This is a genomic window from Thiomicrospira sp. R3, from assembly GCF_029581415.1.
In the GTDB taxonomy this organism is placed as follows: domain Bacteria; phylum Pseudomonadota; class Gammaproteobacteria; order Thiomicrospirales; family Thiomicrospiraceae; genus Thiomicrospira.
In genome coordinates, this window is sequence record NZ_CP121121.1 from 674,635 (window position 1) to 697,222 (window position 22,588).

The following is a 22,588-nucleotide window of genomic DNA, read 5'->3' on the forward strand; positions in this document are numbered from 1 at the left end:
ATTCAAATCATGAAGAGCCTAATTGGATTGTTACTAGTTTCATCGACATTAATAGTGTCTGGCTGTTCGAACCAAACAAAAATAGACGCCGCAACGAAAAAAGCCGACCAACGCACTGCACAACAAATTGAATCAACCGAGCGTGGTGCGCGTGAAGCGCACCATCGCCTTGATCAACAATAATCGACTAACGGCGACCAAAACTTTTATCAATTTCACGGTCTAGCGCATCGAGTGCCTGCTGGCTTTGAAACTGCTGCCATAACGCATCCTCATTGCGCAGACTCGTGCGAATAGCACTGGATAATTGTGCTTGATCTTTAACACCCACCAGCAAAACCAACGTGCCATCGGGTGCTACCCACCTAGCAATCTGAGTAGAACCCACTAGAGTCTGATTTGCAACCTGACGAGACACATTGGCAATATTAGCTTCGTAGGTTTGATCTTCACCCACGCCCGTGGTTCGTGTCCAGTTTTCTAACATGTTTTTAACTTGGACTTCCATTTGCCGCGCCAAGTCATCACGCGCATTAGCCATCGCAACCGTCCTTTGCATATTGTTATCGCCAGCAGGATTGGGCGCAGCCTCGCCAACGGCCGCAATACCACCCTCATAGTGCGGATCACAGTACCACTGGGGCGCTTTAACGCCAGCAGTGTACTCACAGTCTTGTGCCATCACGCCATCCAATTTAGCTTGTTTACCCGCACAACCGACCAGCATCAGCGCACCCACTAAACCCACTAGACCTAATTTAAATGTCATATCCTAATCTCCGATTATGCCAAAACGCCATCAACCATCGCTTGCGCTTCGGCGAGGATTTGATCTAGGTGCGCTTGGTCTTTAAATGATTCAGCATAAATCTTATAAACATCTTCTGTGCCGGATGGGCGCGCTGCAAACCAACCGTTTTCGGTGGTCACTTTTAGCCCACCAATCGCTGCACCATTGCCTAAAGCATGCGTAAGCTTAGCCGTTATGGCTTCGCCGGCTAGCTCGGTAGCACTGAGCTGCTCGGCACTGAGTTTACTTAGCTTGGATTTTTGTTCGCGATTAGCTGGCGCATCAACGCGGGTGTAAATCGGCGCGGCAAACTGCTCGGTGAGGGCTTGGTAATGCTGGCCTGGGTCTCTACCGGTGACCGCTGTAATTTCAGCCGCCAACAGGTTCATGATAATCCCATCCTTATCCGTGCTCCATGCCAAACCTTGGCGGTCTAAAAATGACGCACCCGCTGATTCTTCACCACCGAAACCAAGACTACCCTCCACCAGGCCGGGTACAAACCATTTAAAACCAACCGGCACTTCAACCAGCTTACGACCGAGTTTAGCCGCCACCCGATCAATCATCGAACTCGATACCAGCGTTTTTCCAATCCCTGCTGAGGCTGGCCAATTAGGGCGGTGACTATAAAGGTAATCAATCGCAACAGCCAGATAATGATTAGGGTTCATTAAACCCACCGAAGGCGTCACAATACCGTGGCGGTCCGCATCGGGATCATTACCAAACGCTATATCAAACCGATCTTTTAAGCCAATCAAACTCGCCATCGCATAGGGCGATGAACAGTCCATACGGATTTTGCCATCCTTATCAACGGTCATAAAACGGAAGGTGGCATCGACATTTGGATTCACCACCTCAAGGTTTAGGCCATAGTGTTCGGCAATCGGTTGCCAAAAATCAACCCCAGCGCCGCCCATCGGATCGACACCGATTTTCAACCCTGAATCCGCAATCGCTTGCATATCCACCACTTCATGCAGTGTCGATACATAAGGCATAATTAAATCTTCTGACGCTACATAACCTGATGCCATCGCTTGTTTAAAGCTCATGCGTTTAATCGCTTTAGCGCCATCCAATAGAATTTGGTTCGCGCGCTGTTGCACTTGATTGGTTACATCGGTATCTGCTGGCCCGCCGTTTGTTGGGTTGTATTTAAACCCACCGTCTTGTGGCGGGTTGTGTGAGGGGGTAATCACAATGCCGTCAGCCAAACCGCTGTCGCGCCCTCGGTTGTAACGAATAATCGCGTGAGAAATCACCGGCGTTGGGGTATAGCGCCCACGGCCTTGGATAATCATGCCCACCTGATTCGCCGCTAATACCTCAATCGCGGTGGTTTGTGCTGCCTCAGATAGCGCATGGCTATCCATGCCGATATAAAGCGGCCCGCTAATGCTGTTTTGCTGACGGTATTCCACCAACGCCTGACAGACAGCCGCGATATGGTCGTCGTTAAAACTGGTTTTAGACGAACAACCGCGATGCCCAGAGGTACCAAAGCTGACTGCTTCAGCCGGGTTAGTAACATCTGGTTTTAACGCGTAATAATCAACCATCAATTTTGGAATGTTTTCTAACAAACTCGCTGGTGCGGGTTTACCCGCAAATTCTGATAACGCCATACTTCACCTCTTTTGGTTATGTACAAATTCTGTCAAAACGCTAATCAACGAAACAGATTAAACGCCATCAATAATCTGATTAAGCGTCGGGCTGGGGCGCATAATGGCCTTGGCCTTGTTAGTGTCTGGGTGGTAGTAGCCGCCTAGATCAACCGCTTGACCTTGCACCGCTTTGAGTTCTTCAACAATCTGGGTTTCTTGTTCGCTCATGGCTTGGGCAATAGGTTGGAACTTGGCTTTTAAGCTGTTGTCATCGGTTTGCGCCGCCAAGGCTTGCGCCCAGTAAAGTGCAAGATAGAAATGACTGCCACGATTATCGAGCTGTCCGAGTTTACGACCTGGCGACTTGTCTTCGTCTAAGAAGCGGCTAGTGGCTTGGTTAAGGGTATCAACCAACACCTTAGCCTTGTTGTCACTGGTTTGATTGGCAAGGTGCTCAATCGATACCGCTAGGGCTAAGAATTCACCGAGTGAGTCCCAGCGCAGGAAGTTTTCTTGCACTAGCTGTTGAACGTGTTTGGGCGCAGAGCCGCCGGCACCGGTTTCAAATAAGCCACCACCGGCTAGTAAGGGCACGATGGATAACATTTTGGCACTGGTGCCGAGTTCTAAAATTGGGAAAAGGTCAGTAAGGTAGTCGCGCAATACGTTACCGGTTACTGAAATGGTATCCAGGCCGTCTTTGGCGCGTTGTAAGGTGAGTTCTATCGCCTTGGCGGGAGATAGAATCTGAATGTCTAGGCCGTTGGTGTCGTATTGGTCTAGTGCGTTTTCTACTTTTTTAATCAGATTGGCATCATGCGCACGCTCACTGTCTAACCAGAATATAGCGGGCGTTTGGCTCAAGCGCGCACGCTCTACCGCAAGACGAACCCAGTCTTGAATCGCCACATCTTTGGTTTGACACATGCGCCAAATATCACCCTGCTCAACACTATGTTGCATTAAAACCCGACCTTGTTCATCAATCACTTTCACCAGGCCTGGTTGTGAAATCTCAAAGGTTTTGTCGTGCGAACCGTATTCTTCGGCCTTTTGCGCCATTAACCCCACGTTCGGCACGGTGCCCATGGTAGAGGGGTCAAACGCGCCGTGCTGTTTACAAAATGCGATGGTTTGTTGATAAATTCCCGCGTAACAACGATCAGGAATCATCGCTTTCATGTCCTGTAACGCGCCTTGGGCATTCCACATTTGACCTGAGGAGCGAATCGCTGCGGGCATCGAGGCATCAATAATAATATCACTTGGCACATGCAGGTTGGTGATGCCTTTATCGGAGTCCACCATCGCCAGGCCTGGTTGGGTTTGATAGGTGGCTTGTATATCAGCTTCGATTTGCGCACGCTCGGCATCAGGTAGGCTTTGGATTTTGCTGTAGACATCGCCCAAACCGTTATTTAGATTAACGCCTAGCTTGGCAAAGGTATCAGCATGTTTTTCCATCACGTTTTTAAAATAAACCGCGACCGCATGGCCAAACATAATCGGGTCAGAGACCTTCATCATGGTGGCTTTTAGATGAAGCGACAGGAGTACGCCCTGCTGTTTCGCCTCATCAATTTGCGTCTGGTAGAAAGCTCGCAGGGCTTTGGCGCTCATGCGTGATGCGTCAATTATTTCACCTGCTTGCAATGCAAACGGCGTTTTTAATTGGCTGACTTCACCGTTTAGGGTGTGCAGTTCAATTTTAATCGAGGTGTTCGCTGGAATCACTACCGACTGTTCGGAGCCATAAAAATCATCGGCTTGCATATGTGCCACATGGGATTTAGATTCGGCTGACCAAGCACCCATGCTGTGCGGGTGTTTTTTGGCGTATTCTTTAACCGGTAGAGCTACACGGCGATCTGAGTTGCCTTCACGTAATACCGGATTGACCGCGGAACCCAATACCTTGGCGTAACGCGCTTTGATGTCTTTTTCTTTGTCGGTTTTCGCTTCAGCTGGATAGTCGGGCAGCGCGTAACCTTGGCTTTGCAACTCTTTAATCGCCGCGATAAGCTGGGGAACCGATGCACTGATATTTGGCAGTTTAATAATATTGGCTTGTGGCCTTTTCGCCAGCTCACCGAGTTCGGCTAGCGCATCGGCTTGGCGTTGGTCGGCGGTGAGATAATCTGAAAAGTGCGAGAGAATTCGCCCAGCTAATGAAATGTCGCGAGTTTCAACCGCGATGCCTGCGGCCGCTGTAAAGGCGCGGATAATCGGTAATAATGAATAGGTTGCCAAGGCTGGCGCTTCGTCGGTATGGGTGTAAATTAGTGTTGATTTTGAATCCGTCATGGTCTTTCCTTAAATCAAATTAAATGCTATTGAGACGCGCAAATTCGATTGCGCCCTGTTTTTTTAGCTTTATAAAGTGCTTCGTCGGCTCGTTTCAGCAAACTCGCTAAGGGTTCTGTACTTCGTTCATAGGACATGTTGGCGACGCCAAGGCTTATGGTTACATGATCAGCCACCCCTGAGAATGCGTGTGGAACGTGCAACCTATTAACCTCGGCATGCAAACTTTTTGCAACCAACATGGCTCCTTCTAAGTCAGTATCCGGCAAAATCACCGCAAATTCTTCACCACCGTAACGCGCAAGCAAATCAGTGGGTCTTTTTACTACACCAGATAAAACCTTAGCCACCTGAATTAAGCACTCATCCCCGGTTCCATGACCGTAGTTATCATTAAATGGTTTAAAATAATCGATATCTAGCATAATTAAAGATAACTCGCCGCCTAAACGTTGCAAACGACTTTGCTCTTTGCTAAGCACCTTGTCAAAGTGACGGCGATTCGCGATCCCCGTTAAACCATCTAGGTGCGAAAGCTCTTCAAGCTGGTCCGTTTTTAACTTAAGCAGCATGTGATTACGTAAACGCGCCTTTACTATCGGAAGATGAAAAGGCTTGGTAATATAATCAACTGCGCCTAGGTTTAAACCCCGCTCCTGATCTTTATAATTTTGTAAAGCCGTTACAAACACAACAGGAATACTTATTGTTTTTTGATCCGACTTAAGTTGTTTACAAATTTTATATCCATCCATATCGGGCATCATGATATCCAGCAAGATGAGATCAGGAGGCATGTCAGAGCTTGCCATTTTGAGTGCTTGTTCGCCCTTGGTTGCGACCAGAATGCGATAATCATCCTCAAGCGCATTAGCTAACATTTGAATATCAGAGGCAATATCATCCACAATCAATATCGTTTGCTGGTCATGTGACATATTTAGTGCTCCTTGGCTTTTGTTGCTAGGATAGCCTGTTCAAACGTTAACAGAAGCTCCCGCGCTTTATGATAGTCAAACTCGGTGATAGCCCGCTCTATTTCTGGCAGATAGGCTTGATGAAGCTCACGAGATAAAACCTTTGAACAGTCTGTGAGCCTATCCAAACTTATATACTCATTCACTTCAACCGCGCCGCTTAATGCGCGCACACGTTCCAGAGCGGCTTGTTTATCAAATTGCCCTACAAATGAGTCGTCTTTCCAGTGATCAATTAAATGGTCAATTTCATTCATCGTTTGAGTCACTACACCCTTAAAGTCAGCCAACTCTAACGCTGTCAGTGCACATTTTTCCGATAACTTCTGGTCAATGATTTGCAGCCATTTCGCTAAATGGGTTAAGGCTAAACTACTTGTAACACTCTTTAAGCTATGTGTCATGGCACTGGCTTGCTGCCAATCTGTTGATTTGGCCTGAGACAAATCAACCAGCAATGCATATAGACCTTTATAAGGCCCCTTGATCTGACGTATGAAGTTAGTCAATAAGCTAATATACAGTGTACGGTTACCTTCTAACTGCTTTAAACCCGCACGACTATCAATGAATTTCAAATTAACCTCGGATAACTGATCACTTCGAACCTCTTGATGGCTGATCGGTGGCGTTGGATTCATGTTTCTTTCAAGCCAACGTCCTAAGGCAAAATGTAATAGTTGGCTATCAATCGGTTTACTTAAGTGATCTGTCATGCCAACAAGTAAGGCGCTCTGCCGACTTTCCAACGTGGCTGAAGCCGTTAACGCAACAATGGGCAGGTTAGCATGAGTCCGCCTAATCAATTTTGTGGCCTGATAACCATCAATGCCTGGCATTTGGATATCCATCAGCACCAGGTCAAGCTTTTGCGTTTTACACATTTCGACCCCCTGCTCACCCGATGACGCCAAAGAAACAGTTAACCCAAAACCTTCTAATTGCGCTTTAAGTACCTGCTGATTAATAGGGTTATCTTCAACAATCAATACATGACCTGTAAGTTGAAAAAGAGGGGGGATTGCTGGCTGTAATGGGTCGTCATGGCGTTGTTCGACTAAGGTCAAGGGCAGTTCAAAACGAAAACACGACCCCTTGCCTTCGGTTGTTTCTAGTTCAATACCCTTGCCGTTTAAAGCCTCTACAAGCCTTTGACTAATAACTAACCCTAGTCCAGATCCGCCATACTTACGTGTTATGGAACTGTCTGCTTGGCTAAATGGCTTGAAGAGCTTTCGTTTATTTTCAGGTGACACCCCAACTCCACTATCACACACTTCAAACGACAACCAGGCCTGCTGCTGCTCAAGTCGGAGAATACGAATCACTAATTTAACAAACCCCTGTTCGGTAAATTTAATTGCATTGCCTACCAAATTAGTTAATATCTGGGTAATTCTAAATTTATCGCCAAGATAGTAACTCGCCAGCTGAACATCAGTCTCAATACTAAAAATGAGCTGTTTGGATTGCGCTGCATAACTAAACAATCCCTTTAAACTTTCTTCAATATCGGATAAACGAAAGGCTTCCTCAACCACTTGAACCTGGGTTGTTTCCAGCCGTGTAAAATCAAGAATGTCGTTTAACACCGCCATTAATCCGTGTGCAGCCTGCTGAATTTGCTGAATTTTTTTATGGGTTTCCGCAGACATTCCCGGATCATTGATCAACTCACTTAGCCCAATAATGGCGTTCATTGGGGTGCGTATTTCATGGCTCATGTTAGCAAGGAAGTCTGACTTTGCTTGATCAGCCTGTAATGCACGCTCTTGTGATTCGGCTAACTGCTCATTTAACAAAATATAGTCAGTTTGATCAAGCAAATACCCATAGAGTTTAATCAAGTCGCCATGTTTATCGTATTCAGGACGGGTATAGTCATATACCCAACGAATCGAACCATCCCGATGCATTAAACGATAACGTGACTCCCAAAAACGCAACCCCTGCTCAAGGTTGTGTACCCGCTCTCGCTCAACACGCTCAAGGTCTTCAGCATGAATGAGAGCGGTATAACTTAGTTTCGCATCCACGATGGCCTGTGAAGTGTGACCCAAAAGGTTTTCGATGTTTTTTGAAACGAACTCAATCGGCCAACCTGGTGTTGCCTGCCAAATTAATACATTGACTGGCCCGCCTGCAAATAAATCACGCTCTGCTTCGGCCTGACGTTTTTGGCTTTTAAGCAACTCGGCCCAGTCTTGGTAAACCAGCGAAACTAAATCTTTTTGATGTAAGATGCCGCAAATTCTTTCCTGGTCATCGACAACTACAAGCCGCTTGATATGCTGTTCACGACTAAAGTTTAGTGCATCATGTAAGGTAACACTCTCATTTAAGGTAACCAACGGACTACTCATATACTCGGCTACAGATCGATGCCAGTCTACTTTCTCATCAAACAACCGAATCAAATCACTTTGCGTAATAATCCCCACTGGCTGCGTAGCAGAATCGGCTAAGACCAGGGCGGCACTTTGGTTTAAAGGCGCAAGCTTCTGAAACACTTTTTTAAGGCTGTCATCAACATGTACCCTTACGATTCGACTGAGCCGCACCACTTGGCGTAAGGATTTATTTTTTGCTAAATATTGAGGGTCAAGACTTGCAGCAAGATCACTGTAACTAATAATTCCAGTTAGATAACCCGCGGGGTTAGTTAAACAAAGATGCTCATCTACATGCTCGCTAATCAAAGTAATGGCATCAATAACACTAGCTGTTTCTGCGATAGTGGGGACAAGATTAAGCTCTATCGAGAGAAGCGGTCGCGAAAATGATATGTTATTAGCACTTAGCTTAACCAGTTCTTTTGCGGTAATAATCCGCAGGCCTAAACTTCCTGTCACAATCACATCGCGAATATTATGCTCGCGCATATGGTGTACGGCCTGCTCTATAGAAGCCTGTTCAGAAATGGTAATGACATTGCGCGTTGCAAGTTCAATGAGTTTGGGGAAAAACAATAACGACTCCTAATGAGTTGTTTTAAGCAACCTAACGACTCTTTCGATGAAAGATTAGTACATCCTTAAATACACATGGGTCTTTAATCATGGTCACTTCACCTTCCCGTGGAATCAGCTTATCTTTAAGGCGAGACAACCAAAATCGAAAGGCGGCCATTCTTAATGCCCCGGTCCAAGCCTTTTTTTCGGCTTCTGTTAAAGGCCTAACCGTTTGATAAGCAGTCAGTACGCCCGATAATTTAACCTGATCAATCTTGTTATCAGCCGTCCGACACCAATCATTTACCATCACTGCTAAATCGTACAAACATGCACCATGACAGGCATAGTATAAATCGATAATACCTGTTAGTTGATGGCCTTCAAACATGGCATTATCAGTAAAAAGGTCTGCGTGAATAACACTTTGCGGCAAACCCGTCCAATCTACACTTTCCTGAAACGCAAACTCATTGCCTGCCAAAACTTGATCTTCCGCAGTCATTAAGGTTTGAATCTGAGCAACAACTGCTTGCGCCCAGTTAAGATCTCTATCATTCGCCCGGTACCGATCGAACTGCATACCCGCAACATGAAACTGGGCTAAAGCTTGCGCCATGACTTCACACTGGCGTTGGCTAGGCTGCTCCAAGGTTTTACCCTTCAGTCGCTCGACCAATGCAGCCGGTTTTCCGGCAAGTGTTTTAAGGTAGTTCCCTTGATGATCTGGCTGAGGGTGCGCAGTTGGAATCTGGTGCTCGGCCATAAAAGCCATAATATCAAGAAAATAACCTAGTTCTTGATGACTATGGTGCTCAAAGATGGTGAGGACAAAACGCCCTTTTTCAGTATCAACAAAATAGTTAGTATTTTCTATACCCGCACTAATTCCTTCAAAATCTACCAATGACCCTACATCATAGGCATTTAAAAATTCAGAAAGCTGGTGACGATCAATAAGCGTGTAAACCGACATGAAAGGGTTCCAAAATTGCAAAAAATTATAGTGATTTTACCACAGGACCAAAGCAGTGAGATTAAATACAGAAAGGCTGAGGACAAAAAATCAAAAACCCGTTATAAAAACGGGTTTTTGTGCTAGAGAGGACTTGTGAGTTGATTAAGACAAATTAGAAGCCGTGATGACCGACACCCGGTGCATCAACACCGATACGTTGGTCAACGTTGTAAGCTGGGGTACCATCTGGCATACGAGCTGCTGTACGGTAATTGCTCGTGTCGCCGGTACCGTCACCTACCATATAATCAGGACAATCGCTCATGCAACGCTCGTTGGCGATTACTGGACGGTGATCACAGAAAAAGTTGCCTGCATTAGACATATACTTGTTAGCCTGCATTAACATTTCTGCGTTAAAGAAATCATCGTCCTGGATACGCGTGCCTTGGTCATCTAATGGAATATCGTTCATCTGCAAGATATAACCGGTGATACCCATGTAACCTGCATCACCAATTGCAGGCATGTTTGGCGTCCAAAAAGGCATTGCACGACGGTTGTAGTCAAATAAAGTCGTAGCGTATGGCCAGTAGTTACCTACCGTTTTGATTGGAGATGGATCGTTGAAATCAGAGGTTACCAATGGTAACGGATCCCCTTCAGACAATGGCAAGTAGCCACGCGCACCTTCACCGAAGTCACCGTGACATACCGCACAGAACTGGATGTACAAATCACCACCCTGCATCACATTCATACCTACATCTAACGGCGGCAAACCATTACCGTCAGCGTCGACATGGATTTGCCATACATCTAACGCGGACTCAGCGATAGGGGTACCGAAGCCATAAGCTACGAAGGTGGTATCGTTGTAGTAGTTCTTTTCAGCGCGCTCCCAAACATCAATAAAGGCTTCTGGTACTTTACACTGCATATTGCCGTGAGGACCACCATCGATTGAGTCATGCACTTCAAAAGAATAAGGATTGTTTGGATCCAATTTCTCAACCAAACGCTGACGCGTGTTATCACCCAAGATAGCACGAACAACTTGTGCATCGAGGTAACGACCGTCTGCGGCATCAACAATTTCACGCCAATTTTCTGGAAAACCACGAGCACCAGTCAACTCAGGATTCGCATTCGCATCTGGGGTAACAAAAGCGCCAACTTGATCACCACCCTGACCTGGCTTATCAGACATGGCAATAGCGATACCTGACATCAATAGCGCACCAGTAACGGCTGATGCAACAAGAGTCTTTTTAGAATTGAACATTTTCAATCATCCCTCCAAATTCGCTGTTATGGGCATGGATTTTCCAGGTTACCATAGCAGTACGGTGATAAACATTGTTAGTCCCTTCGATTTCACGCATCTGCGGCATACCAGGCTGTACATAACCGGTTTCATCGGTTGTACGGCTCATCATCAGCAACTCGCTACCATCCCAGTCAAACTCAAGCTCAAAACGTGTCCAGGCTTTTGGCAATACCGCTGAGGTTAGTTTTGCTTCAGTCCAGTTGCGACCACCGTCAAAGGTGATGTCAACATATTCAACTTTGCCACGACCTGACCATGCAATCCCTTTCGCTATATAACGACCTGGACCTTGCATTCTGAAGTCTGGAGATGGATAAGTAATAACTGAGTTAGCTTCCATGTACCAAGACATGTTTTGTACAGTACCATCCGGCATCAATTCAGTATACTTAGAGGTTTCTTCACGGTGCTGTAAAGGCACGTTAGTCACTTGGATACGACGTAAATGCTTAACCCACATGTTGGCTTCGCAACCAGGCACAACCAACCGGATTGGGTAGCCGTTTTCTGGACGCAAGGCTTCACCATTCTGTCCGTAGGCAATCATACAATCATCCATCGCCAACTCAACGGGAACAGAACGCGCCATACCTGATGCATCCGCACCCTCTGGAATCAACCAAGTACCTTCTGGCTTAATACCGGCTTCTTTAAGCAGCGTAGACAATTTAACACCGGTCCATTCAACACAAGACATCATGCCGTGGGTCCACTGAACGGAGTTCAACTGAACGCCTTTCCATTCCATCGCGCCGTTAGCCGGACACTCGGCAAACAAAATCTTAGATTCAGCCGGAAAACGCTTTAAATCATCCATAGTGAAAATCAATGGACGCTCAACCAATCCGTGAATAACCAAACGGTGCTCATCGGGATTGATATTAACACCGCCACCATGATAACGCTCGAAGTGAAGACCGTTTGGCGTAATCATACCGTGCAAGCTCTGCAGCGGTGTCATGGTGATTGAAGCCATAGAGTCGGGTGTTAACCACTCTAAGGTACGGCGCTGAACTTCTTTCTCGAAAGGAGAAGGCATGCCGTATGGGTATTGACGCACACCCCAGCCCAACATTTTACGCGCCATTTGGTCTTGTAAAACATCAGTAATTTCTTCACGACCCGCATAAGGCGCTACCGCTTTAGTTGGGTTGAATTGAATTTCGCGTGCACTTGCCGCTTGTGTGAAAAGCACACCCCCCGCTACCGCTGCACTTCCTTTAAGGAACGCACGACGGCCCTGGTTACGTGATTCTTCAGTCTGAACCGCAACCTTTTCTACTACTTTATCTGTCATTTTATGCTCCTTGATTGGCATCCTTAACGTATAACAACACCACAGATTCAAGAGTTATTAGTTATATCCAATCGCCAGTAAAGGTTAAATTTTAGATATTACCAAACACAATCCATTGCCAATACTCACAATGCTGTTAATTATGATAAACCTGAACCCTTACCCAGTTCAAGCTAAAACATTAAGTAAATTAGCTTTTGCTTATATAAATTTTTTATGGGATGACTTCAAAAATCTATTGCCCGCGTGCTTTTTCCTCCAAAACTACATAGTTTTTTGCAGAAATCCCTTCAGACGTTTATTTTTTAGCCTTCAGCGCGTATATTAAATGCTAACTATTTTTTGGAGAAGAACATGATTGAGCGCCAATTTCCGATTACCCGTATGCGTCGCATGCGTGCCAATGAATTTTCACGTCGTTTAATGCGTGAAAACACGCTTACTACCAATGATTTAATTTACCCCATGTTTGTTATTGAAGGCTTCAACCTGCGCGAGCCGGTTAGCTCGATGCCGGGTGTGGAGCGCTTGAGCATTGACCTGCTTGTTGAGCAAGCCGAAGAATTAGTCGAACTGGGCATTCCTATGATCGCCATCTTCCCTGTTGTACCTGCTGAATTTAAAAGCCTAGAAGCTGAAGAAGCCTATAACCCAGAAGGGCTCGCTCAGCGAGCCATCCGCGCGGTCAAGGCGGCCTGCCCAGAGCTAGGCATAATGACCGATGTAGCGCTAGACCCCTTTACCACCCACGGACAAGACGGCATTATTGATGAAAATGGCTATGTGCTTAATGACGACACGATTGATGTTCTTATGAGACAGGCCTTGTCCCACGCCCAAGCGGGTGCGGATGTGATTGGCCCCTCAGACATGATGGATGGGCGAATTATTGAAATTCGTGAATTGCTTGAAGACCACGGCCACCACAATACACGGATTATGGCTTACTCGGCAAAATACGCGTCATCTTATTATGGTCCGTTTCGTGATGCGGTCGGTTCGGCAGGCAATCTGGGAAAAAGCAACAAGGACAACTACCAGATGGATCCGGCCAATAGCAACGAGGCGTTGCATGAAGTCGCGCTGGATATTAATGAAGGCGCGGACATGGTGATGGTTAAACCAGGCCTGCCTTATTTAGACATCGTTCAACGAATCAAAACCGAATTTAAAGTCCCGACCTATGCTTATCACGTCAGTGGTGAATACGCGATGCTTAAAGCCGCCGCACAAAATGGCTGGTTGGATGAACGTAAAGTGGCGATGGAAACCCTGCTTTGCTTTAAACGCGCGGGCGCGGATGGCATTCTGACCTATTATGCCAAGCAAGTCGCTATTTGGTTAGAGGAAGATGGCGCGGTATGAGCCAAATCGAACCTGATAAATATGCGGTGGTCGGCGACCCGATCGCCCATTCCAAATCCCCGTTAATTCATCGATTGTTTGCGCAACAAACCGCGCAAAACATTAGCTATGAAGCGATTCGGATTGATAGTGAGGAGCTTAGTTTTGCGCAAGCTATCGAGCAACTCAAACAAGAAGGCTTCAAGGGGCTAAACATTACCGTTCCTTATAAGGTCGATGCGTTTGAACAGGCCAATCAACTGACCGCGCGCGCGCAGGTCGCGCAGGCGGTGAATACCTATGTATTTGAGGCTGACGGTCAAATTTTGGGCGACAATACCGATGGTGCAGGCCTGGTTCTGGATATTGAACAGAATGCAAAACGCCCTTTCAAAGACCAGCGGGTATTGATTATTGGCGCAGGCGGCGCTGTGCAAGGTATTTTGCAACCGCTACTAGCCAAACAACCAGGCCTGGTGCATATCGCCAACCGAACGGCCAAACGCGCACAAATGCTGGGGAATCGCTTTGACACCTCGGTACCGATTAGCGCCAGCGGCTGGGATGCTATACCACTAGGACCGTTTGATATTATTATCAATGGCACGTCTGCCAGCCTTGAAAACAAGCTGCCACCGATTTCTGAAAAGGTATTAGGCGCTCATAGCCTTGTGTATGACATGATGTATGGCGCAAAGCCCACTGTGCTTATGAACTGGGCTAAACAACACCAGCCCAACTGCCAAGCCCTTGATGGCTTGGGCATGCTAGTGGGGCAAGCGGCCGAAAGCTTTGCCTTGTGGCGTGGTGTCAAACCCGATATTCAACCCGTCATCGCACAGGTTCGAAAACTTATTCAATCCAATTAAACCCGCTTAACAGGTAAAAACAACACGATGGAAAACCAAGATCAATTAGCACCCACGGCTATGCGCCGTATTAAAAGCTTTGTATTGCGCCAAGGCCGTATGTCAAAAGCACAACAACACGCGCTCAACCAGGCCTGGCCAAAATTTGGCTTGGAACCTGAAGATAAACTCTTAGATTTAGCGGCCGTGTTTGGTCGCATCGCACCGACTTATCTTGAAATCGGCTTCGGTATGGGCACAAGCTTAGCGGCAATGGCACAAGCCAACCCGGACCGCAATTACATTGGGATTGAAGTCCATCGCCCAGGTGTGGGCGCATTATGTAAACTTATAGAAGAGCTGGGGCTGAGCAATATTCGCCTTTTCAACCATGACGCGATTGAGGTGTTAGAAAAATCTATTCCGCCCGCCAGTCTTGCTGGCGTTTATTTATTTTTCCCCGACCCTTGGCACAAGTCTCGTCATAAAAAGCGTCGAATTTTGAATGCGGAGTTTGCCGACAAAATCGCTCACTACTTAGAAACCGGCGGTGAGTTTCATATGGCCACCGATTGGCAGGATTATGCAGAACAAATGATGGACGTAATGAGCGCGGCTGGCCGCTATGAAAACAAAGCAGGGATCAATCAATATATGCCGCGCCCAGACTATCGACCTTTAACCAAGTTTGAACAACGTGGCCAACGTCTAGGTCATGGCGTGTGGGATTTGATCTTTGTAAACAATAAATAAATGATAGAGTTGAAAAGCGCGAAAATACGGCAATAAACTTGACCTATATCAAGCTAATATTTAACTATCAAAAAATTGAATTTGAAATTTGGAAAACATAACGGTATATTGCAACTTGAAATTTTTTTAAATATAAAAATCTAACTCTGAGGCAGCACCATGAGAAATGAACTTAAATTTTTACTGGTATTAGTAGTAATTGTTGTAATTCCATTTGCGATTTTAATGGGTATTTACTTAAATATCCTACCCCAAAGCTTGCAAGTCGCCATTGGTCTATTCGGTGTAGTTGCCGCTATTGCAATTATTGTTGGTGGTAACCTATATCTTATGTGGGATGACATCAAATCAGGTCGTTACAAAAAACGCACCTAATGAATGTTATTGACAACCAAAACCCGACAACCTAGTCGGGTTTTTTTATTAATAGCCACACAAGTTTGTAAAGTTTTAGTTCAAAATCATTCAAGCCTTTCAAATTCACGTACAATATAAAAAACTTAACAAAAATTGACTGATGGAATCTGACGACTTTATATCTTCTGTGCATCGCACAAAAAAACAGCAAGAACCAAAGAAAAACCAAAAAACCAGAAAGTGGCTTAAATACAGCCTTTGGATCTTGGTTTCTAGCATCTTTTTACCGATCATCGCGTTAAGTATTTACGTTATAAACGTCTACCCCACTTTACCCGATGCCTCTGAACTAAAAAATATCAGCTATCAGGTGCCGCTGCGTATTGAAACAGCCGACGGCCGACTCATTACTGAAATTGGTGAAAAACGCCGCATCCCGCTAGAATACCATCAAATACCCGAACGCATGACTCAAGCGATTATTTCAGCCGAAGATGACCGGTTTTATGAACACTGGGGGATTGATCTTAAAGGCTTAGCACGTGCAGTCTACGAGTTAATTAGCACAGGCTCTAAGCAATCGGGTGGCTCAACCATCACTATGCAGGTAGCACGAAACTTTTTCCTTACCAATGAACGCACCTATACCCGCAAACTCAATGAAATCATACTCGCTTTTAAAATTGAGCATGAACTCAGCAAACAAGAAATCATGGCGCTTTATCTTAATAAAATATTTTTAGGCCATCGTTCTTATGGGGTAGCTGCCGCTGCAAAAACCTACTATGGCAAAGAACTCAATGAACTCGAGCTTCATGAGTTTGCAATGATTGCGGGTTTACCCAAAGCCCCTTCCGCATTCAACCCTGTTGCCAACCCGCCACGCGCACAATTGCGCCGTGAATATGTTTTACGTAGAATGCATGAGCTCGGCTACATCAGTCGGGTAGAAATGCGCATGGCGCAAGAACAACCGGTTGAGGTTAGCTTATCGGGTGTGCGTATTGATGTTGAAGCTGGCTATATTGCAGAAATGGCTCGCCAGTTTGCCCTGGAAAACTTCGGTGAAGATGCGCTTAACCTTGGACTAACTATTGTAACGACCCTGCAAAGCCAACACCAACTGAGTGCAAACCAAGCACTGCGGGACGGACTTCAAGACTATGAACGCAGACAAGGCTATCGCGGTCCAGTTAGCCAGCTTGATCATGCAATAATGACTAACGAGCAAAGCATTATTCAAGCGATGCGTGAATTTTCTTCGCCTGGTGGATTACAGCTCGCTACCGTCACCGATATCCGTGACAACCAAGCCAACCTGTTATTGCGCAATGGTGAACGCAGCATTATGCGCTTTGAAGGCATGAACTGGGCAGCTCCATTCATTAACATTAACCGCACGGGGCCAGCACCACAAAAAATGGACGATATTCTGTCAGTTGGTGACGTCATTTATCTCCAACGCCAAAACTCGACCTGGCAACTTGCACAAAACCCACAAGCAGACGGCGCGATTGTTGGTCTTAATCCTCGTGATGGCTCTATTTACGCGCTAGCAGGCGGTTTCGATTTCTTTAAAAGCCGTTTTAACCGCGCCACACAAGCTAAACGCCAACTCGGCTCAGCGTTTAAACCTATTTTATACTCTGCCGCGCTAGAGCGTGACTATACGCTAGCAACCGTTGTTAATGATGCCCCTGTGGTGTTTCACGATGATGCTTTAGAAGGCATATGGCGCCCAGAAAACTTTACCGGACGCTTTTATGGTCCAACACGTGTTCGTCCTGCCCTTGCACACTCCAAAAACCTAGTACCTATTCGCATACTACAAGACATAGGCATTCACCCGACAGTTAACCATGCTGCAGCATTTGGTTTAGCGCAGGCTGAGCTACAAAAACATCGAAATCTTTCACTCGCATTGGGTTCTGTAGAGGTCACACCATTAGAAGCAGCACGTGCCTTTGCTGTGTTTGCAAATGGGGGTTATTTAATAGAGCCTTATTTTGTTAGGCAAGTTCGCGACTTTAATGGTCGCACCATTTACCAAGCAGACCCACTTCACGCTTGTCAAATTCAATGTCTTGAAAATGATCCGAGTTTGGCTCCAAGGGTTATAAGCCCTCAAAATGCTTATTTAATTACCTCTATGCTCCAGGATGTTATCAGTTACGGAACAGGCCGGAGTGCCAGTTCGCTAAACCGTAAAGACCTAGCGGGTAAAACAGGGACAACCAATCAACAATTTGACGCTTGGTTTGTGGGTTACAACCCGGATGTTGTTACCAGTGTTTGGGTAGGCTTTGACAATCCTAGCAGCCTAGGTCGTCGAGAAACCGCTGGACGTGCTGCCTTGCCAATCTGGATTGATTATATGCGTACAGCCATTCAATCCTCCCCTAACATTCCTTTTTTACAGCCCGAAGGGCTTGTTAATGTACCCATTGATCCTGATACGGGTTTAGCTGTTCCGGCAGATACAGCCAATGCCGTGTTTGAGCTTTTCCTTGAGCGAAATGCCCCTGAACCACCTAGCATTACACCGAGCACTTTAAGGAACTTAACAATAGAACTCTTCCAGTAAGCTAAGCGTTGATAATTAAGGGGCGATGGCTAAAGCCCCACGATGCTTTCAAACCTAATTACAAAGTCGGTATAATAACTGGCTTAGAACAAGGCTTAACATAGAATTAACTAACTAGGACATAGCACAATGAAACTGATTCTTCTTGGCGCACCTGGCGCAGGTAAAGGTACTCAAGCTCAATTTTTAACCAAACAATATAATATTCCACAAATATCAACTGGCGATATGTTACGTGCAGCCATTAAAGCAGGCACAGAACTGGGTAAGCTCGCGAAATCGTTTATGGATGAAGGCAAACTAGTTACCGATGAGATTATTATCGGCCTAGTTAAAGAGCGCATTGCGCAAGAAGACTGTGCAAATGGATTCTTACTTGATGGTTTTCCTCGCACGATTGCACAAGCTGATGCCCTTGCTGAGGCGGGCGTGGCAATTGATGCGGTAATTGAAATTGATGTCGCGGATGAGGTGATTGTAGAGCGCATGTCAGGTCGTCGTTGTCACATGGCATCTGGGCGCACCTACCACGTCACATTTAATCCACCTAAACAAGCCGACAAGGATGATGAAACGGGTGAAGAGCTGATTCAGCGCCCAGATGATAAGCCTGAAGTTGTTCTAGATCGCCTAAAAATCTACCATGACCAAACTGCACCTTTAATTAGCTATTACCAAGCTAAAGCAGAAAAAATTGAAATGTTAAAATACGTCCGAATTGATGGCACCCAGCCGATTGCTGAGGTTGAAAAAGCCATAACTCAAGCATTAAATTAACTTTAAACACAGCAAATCGCCCGAGCAAACCGCTCGGGTAACAAAACAATACTTAAGTCCATAACCTCAAGCAGCAAACTTGGTGTAGAATTAATACCAATGTTCATTGATTTTATTTATGAGACTTAATTCATGCAAACCCAATCACTAAAAATAAAAATTATTCTAGCTACTCTCGCTGTCACCACGCTAGTCGTGGCCTCTGTCGCCGCCATTCTCTACCTGTCCCAAATTAAACCGCTTGCCGGTCAAATTGAGCAACGCCTAACCCAAGAAATGTCGACTTTTATGGACAGTCAGATAGAGCTAAAAATTCAATCAGGGATTATTGGCGCCACTATGCTGTCACAGCAGCCTATGACATTGGAAGCGCTTAATCGAAGAGATGACCGAGTTCTGCGACAAGTTCTAGCAGCTCAACAAGCACACTACAGCAGTGTAAGTAACTTTAGAGGTATCTTTTCAGAGATTATCGATGCTCGAGGCCAGTCCTTACTACGCTCATGGAACCTCGACACCCCTGGCTCAAACCAAGCCAACAATGAACTCTTTCGAACCGTTATGCAACAGAAAAAAGCCAACGGCGCACTGGGCTTTACAGAGCGTGGTGTTGCCATTACGTCTGTGACACCAGTATTAAACCCAACCCAAGGCTTGATCGGCATGGTCACGATGGTGCAAGGTGTGGGTTCAATATCGCGTCACTTTGAACGGATTGTTGGGGGTTCATGGATAATGCTTGTTGATCGCAACTATGTTCAAAGCGTTCAAGGCAATACTCGTGCCATCGACAACTTACAAGCCATTAACAACCGCTACGTCATCGCCAACAACGCTTGGTTTAATGAAGAAGTCATCAACCTTACTAAAAAACTCTACCAGCAACTTGATGGCGATAAGACTCAGGTTTATCTAGCACAGGGTTATGTCCTTGTTGACTTGCCTGCCTACGATGAAGCAGGACGGGTATTTGGTCGTCAGTTGTTTATTCAAGATGAGCAAGTTTACACCGCGGCCTTAACACAAGCCCACAACCAGGCCTGGATTACCTTGATTGGCGTGGTATTTGGCATTTTATTGCTTGCTGGCATCTTATTGGTTCTTATTAATCGTTTGGTTATAACGCCATTACAAAGCCTTAACAACACCATGGCGGATATCCAAAAAACCGGTAATTTCTCGCTACGTGTTCCGGTCAAGTCAAACGATGAAGTCGGCCAGACCGCTCAGGCTATTAACGATCACTTAACTCAAGTTAGCCAAGCCATGAATCAAACTGGAAATGCGATAGCCGCTCTGGCTAAAGGCGACCTGAGCCAGCGTATTAGTGGCGAATTCGTCGGTGATCTGCAAACTATTAAAAATGGCGTCAATGCCAGTGCTGATAATGTTCAGACCATGATAGAACAGGTTGCTCAAGCAATGGCAAAACTCAGTGCCGGCGATTTTAATTTTAAAGCAAGCGTCAGTGCTGAAGGAGCCTTTGCTGATATTCTCAACAACACTAATCATGCCTTGAATGACCTTAATCATATTATGCAAGATATCAATAACACCATGTCTGAAATGGCACAAGGTCGTTTCCAAAAGCGGATTGAAGCCCACGCACAGGGCGATTTAGATACACTCAAGCAAAAGGTGAATCACAGCCTTGAAAAACTTGATGAAGTTATTCGTGATATTGCTGGAGTTATGCAAGCACAGAGTAACGGAGATCTCACTATACGCGTAGGGGTTGAATGCGAAGGCGATCTAGATCGCCTTAAACAAGCGATTAATGAAAATGCAGAACGATTAAGTCAAGTTATTAATGACGTGTTAATTGCTGCAGACACCGTTTACGGTGCCGCCGAAGAAGTCTCTCATGGTTCGGATAGCCTGAGTGAAAGCGTGCAACAACAGGCCGCTTCGGTAGAAGAAACTTCCGCCACCATGACCGAAATCACCTCAGCGATTGATAATAATGCCAGCAATGCGAAAAGTGCTGACAAACTTGAGCATCAATTAGAATCCAATTCACAAACAGCCGCTAAAGTAATGCGCGATACCATTCAAGCAATGGACGCAATTCAAGATTCGAGCAACCAAATCAATGATATTGTTAGCCTTATTGATGGCATTGCCTTCCAAACTAATTTATTGGCACTGAATGCGGCGGTTGAAGCCGCTCGAGCGGGTGATCATGGTCGTGGCTTCGCAGTAGTCGCTGGAGAAGTCCGTTCACTGGCACAAAAATCTGCTGAAGCAGCAAAAGATATCAAAGGATTAATTGCAAAGAGTGTTGAAAGAATTAATCAAGGCACCCAATTAGCGGCAGAGTCGGAAGGAATTATAGGAAAAATGAACGAGTCAATTGCTCAAGTTAGCAAAATGATCGCCGGCATAGCCAGTGCTTCGGTTGAACAGGCACAAGGGGTCAATGAAATCAATCAGGCAATTGGATTGATTGACAATGTTACCCAACAAAACGCCGCCTTGGTTGAAGAAACCTCAGCGGCGGCTGAAAGCTTGAAAGACCAAGCTAAACAGCTCAGCGAAAGTGTGTCTTTCTTTAAAACCAAACCCAATAAAGGGTTAGGCTATAAAGGCTAAGCAAGCTAGATATTAAGCCCTTACATTCATCCCGCCTTGGCGGGATTTTTTATCTTGATGACAGGTTAGTCAAATAACCTTCAATCTCGACGGCCTGACCTTGCATTACAAACGGCTGGGGATAGCGGTTTAGCTGATAATCGTACATCGGGTCATAATAATCACGCAACATGAAACCGATCCATTAAAATGCGCACCAACATCACCGCACGCCTGCTCTAACAACCAGGCCTGGTTAAATGCCTTTAAAACCTTCGCATAATTCAACCCACCCAACCGCTTGGCAATGCGCTCAAACCGCGACAGCATAAATTCACGCCATTGCTCGGGGTTTTCATATTCAGTTTGAGCCTGCGTCACATACTCGGTCAAGATATTTTGCTTGCGCTGTTCAAACGGCGTATCCAAAAAAATCCGTGGGCCTGATTTAATTGCCGCAAACAACGAAGGGCTTAAGTGTACCGAACCGATATTGCGCCCTTCATCTTCAAACAAGCAATTGGCTTGCCCGCTCGCTTCCAGTGCCAGCAGACGATAGGCCAATTGATTTTCAAAATCAATCTGACGTGGCTGTGGCCACGCATGGGCACCGAAGGTTGAGCCGCGATGTTGCGCCAAGCCTTCTAAATCCACCGCGAACGAATAGTTATTCAACACTTGGGTTTTACCCGAACCGGTGCGCCCAACTAACACCCAAGGCGTGATGGTTTGGGTTTGCAACTTGGTCGCTTGCGTTTGCAGCTTGATCGCTAAGCGCTCAAGTTCATCCATCAAATACTGACGAAAGGCTTTATAACCGCCCTTCAGCCGAACAATATCAACACCCGCCCCCGCCATCCATTGCTGCGAAATACGCGAACGCAAGCCACCGCGAAAACAGTAAAGCAAGGCATTTGGCTGTTGTTGTTTGAAATCACACCAAGCCGCGACCCTTGGCGCGCGTACTTTTGGATTAACCAGTTGATGCCCCAACTCAATCGCTTGTTGCTGGCCTTGTTGTTTGTAACATAGCCCAACTAAACGTCGTTCTTCATCCTGCATTAAGGGTAAATTAATCGCGTTAGGAATCGCGCCTTTGGCAAACTCAACTGGCGCAGCTCATCCTCTTAT

General features: G+C 45.9%; 18 protein-coding genes. 8 read left to right on the forward strand and 10 right to left on the reverse strand.

The window, feature by feature from the left end:
• Positions 1 to 9: 9 nt before the first annotated feature.
• Positions 10 to 183, forward strand: coding sequence for a hypothetical protein (locus P8S55_RS03485; RefSeq protein ID WP_289224895.1), 174 nt, complete (start codon positions 10 to 12; stop codon positions 181 to 183).
• A 4-nt stretch (positions 184 to 187) separates the two neighbouring features.
• On the opposite strand, the gene P8S55_RS03490 is transcribed toward P8S55_RS03485, so the two are convergent.
• The 8 genes from P8S55_RS03490 to soxC all read right to left on the reverse strand — a co-directional run bounded on the left by P8S55_RS03490 (position 188) and on the right by soxC (position 12,223).
• Positions 188 to 769, reverse strand: coding sequence for an LPP20 family lipoprotein (locus P8S55_RS03490; protein ID WP_289224896.1), 582 nt, complete (start codon positions 767 to 769; stop codon positions 188 to 190).
• Positions 770 to 783: 14 nt separating this feature from the next.
• Entirely contained in the window at positions 784 to 2,424 is a 1,641-nt protein-coding gene (gene pgm / locus P8S55_RS03495) for a phosphoglucomutase (alpha-D-glucose-1,6-bisphosphate-dependent) (RefSeq protein WP_289224897.1), read from the reverse strand.
• Positions 2,425 to 2,481: 57 nt separating this feature from the next.
• A complete protein-coding gene (locus P8S55_RS03500) occupies positions 2,482 to 4,710 on the reverse strand; it encodes an NADP-dependent isocitrate dehydrogenase (protein ID WP_289224898.1) in 2,229 nt (742 codons plus the stop codon).
• A gap of 26 nt (positions 4,711 to 4,736) precedes the next feature.
• The gene (locus P8S55_RS03505) at positions 4,737 to 5,648 is read right to left on the reverse strand and encodes a diguanylate cyclase (protein ID WP_289224899.1); all 912 of its coding nucleotides are present in this window, start codon (positions 5,646 to 5,648) and stop codon (positions 4,737 to 4,739) included.
• Between the two features lie 2 nt (positions 5,649 to 5,650).
• A complete protein-coding gene (locus tag P8S55_RS03510; protein ID WP_289224900.1) occupies positions 5,651 to 8,656 on the reverse strand; it encodes a CBS domain-containing protein in 3,006 nt (1,001 codons plus the stop codon).
• Positions 8,657 to 8,687: 31 nt separating this feature from the next.
• Entirely contained in the window at positions 8,688 to 9,614 is a 927-nt protein-coding gene (locus P8S55_RS03515; RefSeq protein ID WP_289224901.1) for a homoserine kinase, read from the reverse strand.
• A gap of 154 nt (positions 9,615 to 9,768) precedes the next feature.
• Positions 9,769 to 10,881 (reverse strand): c-type cytochrome, encoded by a 1,113-nt coding sequence (locus P8S55_RS03520; protein ID WP_289225304.1) that lies wholly within the window; start codon positions 10,879 to 10,881, stop codon positions 9,769 to 9,771.
• Complete coding sequence (soxC, locus tag P8S55_RS03525; protein WP_289224902.1) at positions 10,868 to 12,223, reverse strand: sulfite dehydrogenase; 1,356 nt, start codon at positions 12,221 to 12,223, stop codon at positions 10,868 to 10,870. Before soxC ends, P8S55_RS03520 begins: the two co-directional genes overlap by 14 nt.
• 354 nt (positions 12,224 to 12,577) lie before the next feature.
• Between soxC and hemB the strand changes: the two genes are divergently transcribed.
• The 7 genes from hemB (at position 12,578) to P8S55_RS03560 (ending at position 21,478) form a co-directional block, all read left to right on the forward strand.
• Positions 12,578 to 13,588: a porphobilinogen synthase gene (hemB, locus tag P8S55_RS03530; RefSeq protein WP_289224903.1), complete on the forward strand. Its 1,011-nt coding sequence runs from the start codon at positions 12,578 to 12,580 to the stop codon at positions 13,586 to 13,588.
• Positions 13,585 to 14,436 (forward strand): shikimate dehydrogenase, encoded by an 852-nt coding sequence (aroE, locus tag P8S55_RS03535; protein WP_289224904.1) that lies wholly within the window; start codon positions 13,585 to 13,587, stop codon positions 14,434 to 14,436. Before hemB ends, aroE begins: the two co-directional genes overlap by 4 nt.
• Positions 14,437 to 14,463: 27 nt before the next feature.
• Positions 14,464 to 15,168 carry a tRNA (guanosine(46)-N7)-methyltransferase TrmB gene (trmB, locus tag P8S55_RS03540; protein WP_289224905.1) on the forward strand — a complete coding sequence of 235 codons (705 nt, stop codon included), beginning with the start codon at positions 14,464 to 14,466 and terminating at the stop codon, positions 15,166 to 15,168.
• A 159-nt stretch (positions 15,169 to 15,327) separates the two neighbouring features.
• Positions 15,328 to 15,543 (forward strand): hypothetical protein, encoded by a 216-nt coding sequence (locus P8S55_RS03545; RefSeq protein ID WP_289224906.1) that lies wholly within the window; start codon positions 15,328 to 15,330, stop codon positions 15,541 to 15,543.
• Between the two features lie 142 nt (positions 15,544 to 15,685).
• Positions 15,686 to 18,109, forward strand: coding sequence for a penicillin-binding protein 1A (locus P8S55_RS03550; RefSeq protein ID WP_289224907.1), 2,424 nt, complete (start codon positions 15,686 to 15,688; stop codon positions 18,107 to 18,109).
• 129 nt (positions 18,110 to 18,238) lie between these two features.
• Positions 18,239 to 18,886: an adenylate kinase gene (gene adk, locus P8S55_RS03555; protein ID WP_289224908.1), complete on the forward strand. Its 648-nt coding sequence runs from the start codon at positions 18,239 to 18,241 to the stop codon at positions 18,884 to 18,886.
• A gap of 132 nt (positions 18,887 to 19,018) precedes the next feature.
• The gene (locus P8S55_RS03560) at positions 19,019 to 21,478 is read left to right on the forward strand and encodes a methyl-accepting chemotaxis protein (RefSeq protein WP_289224909.1); all 2,460 of its coding nucleotides are present in this window, start codon (positions 19,019 to 19,021) and stop codon (positions 21,476 to 21,478) included.
• Positions 21,479 to 21,527: 49 nt separating this feature from the next.
• Here the strand turns inward: P8S55_RS03560 and P8S55_RS11200 are convergent, their stop codons facing one another.
• Both P8S55_RS11200 and mnmH read right to left on the reverse strand, forming a co-directional pair.
• Positions 21,528 to 21,650 (reverse strand): hypothetical protein, encoded by a 123-nt coding sequence (locus tag P8S55_RS11200; RefSeq protein ID WP_503010416.1) that lies wholly within the window; start codon positions 21,648 to 21,650, stop codon positions 21,528 to 21,530.
• Positions 21,608 to 22,519, reverse strand: coding sequence for a tRNA 2-selenouridine(34) synthase MnmH (gene mnmH, locus P8S55_RS03565; RefSeq protein ID WP_289224910.1), 912 nt, complete (start codon positions 22,517 to 22,519; stop codon positions 21,608 to 21,610). Before mnmH ends, P8S55_RS11200 begins: the two co-directional genes overlap by 43 nt.
• Positions 22,520 to 22,588: the final 69 nt, after the last annotated feature.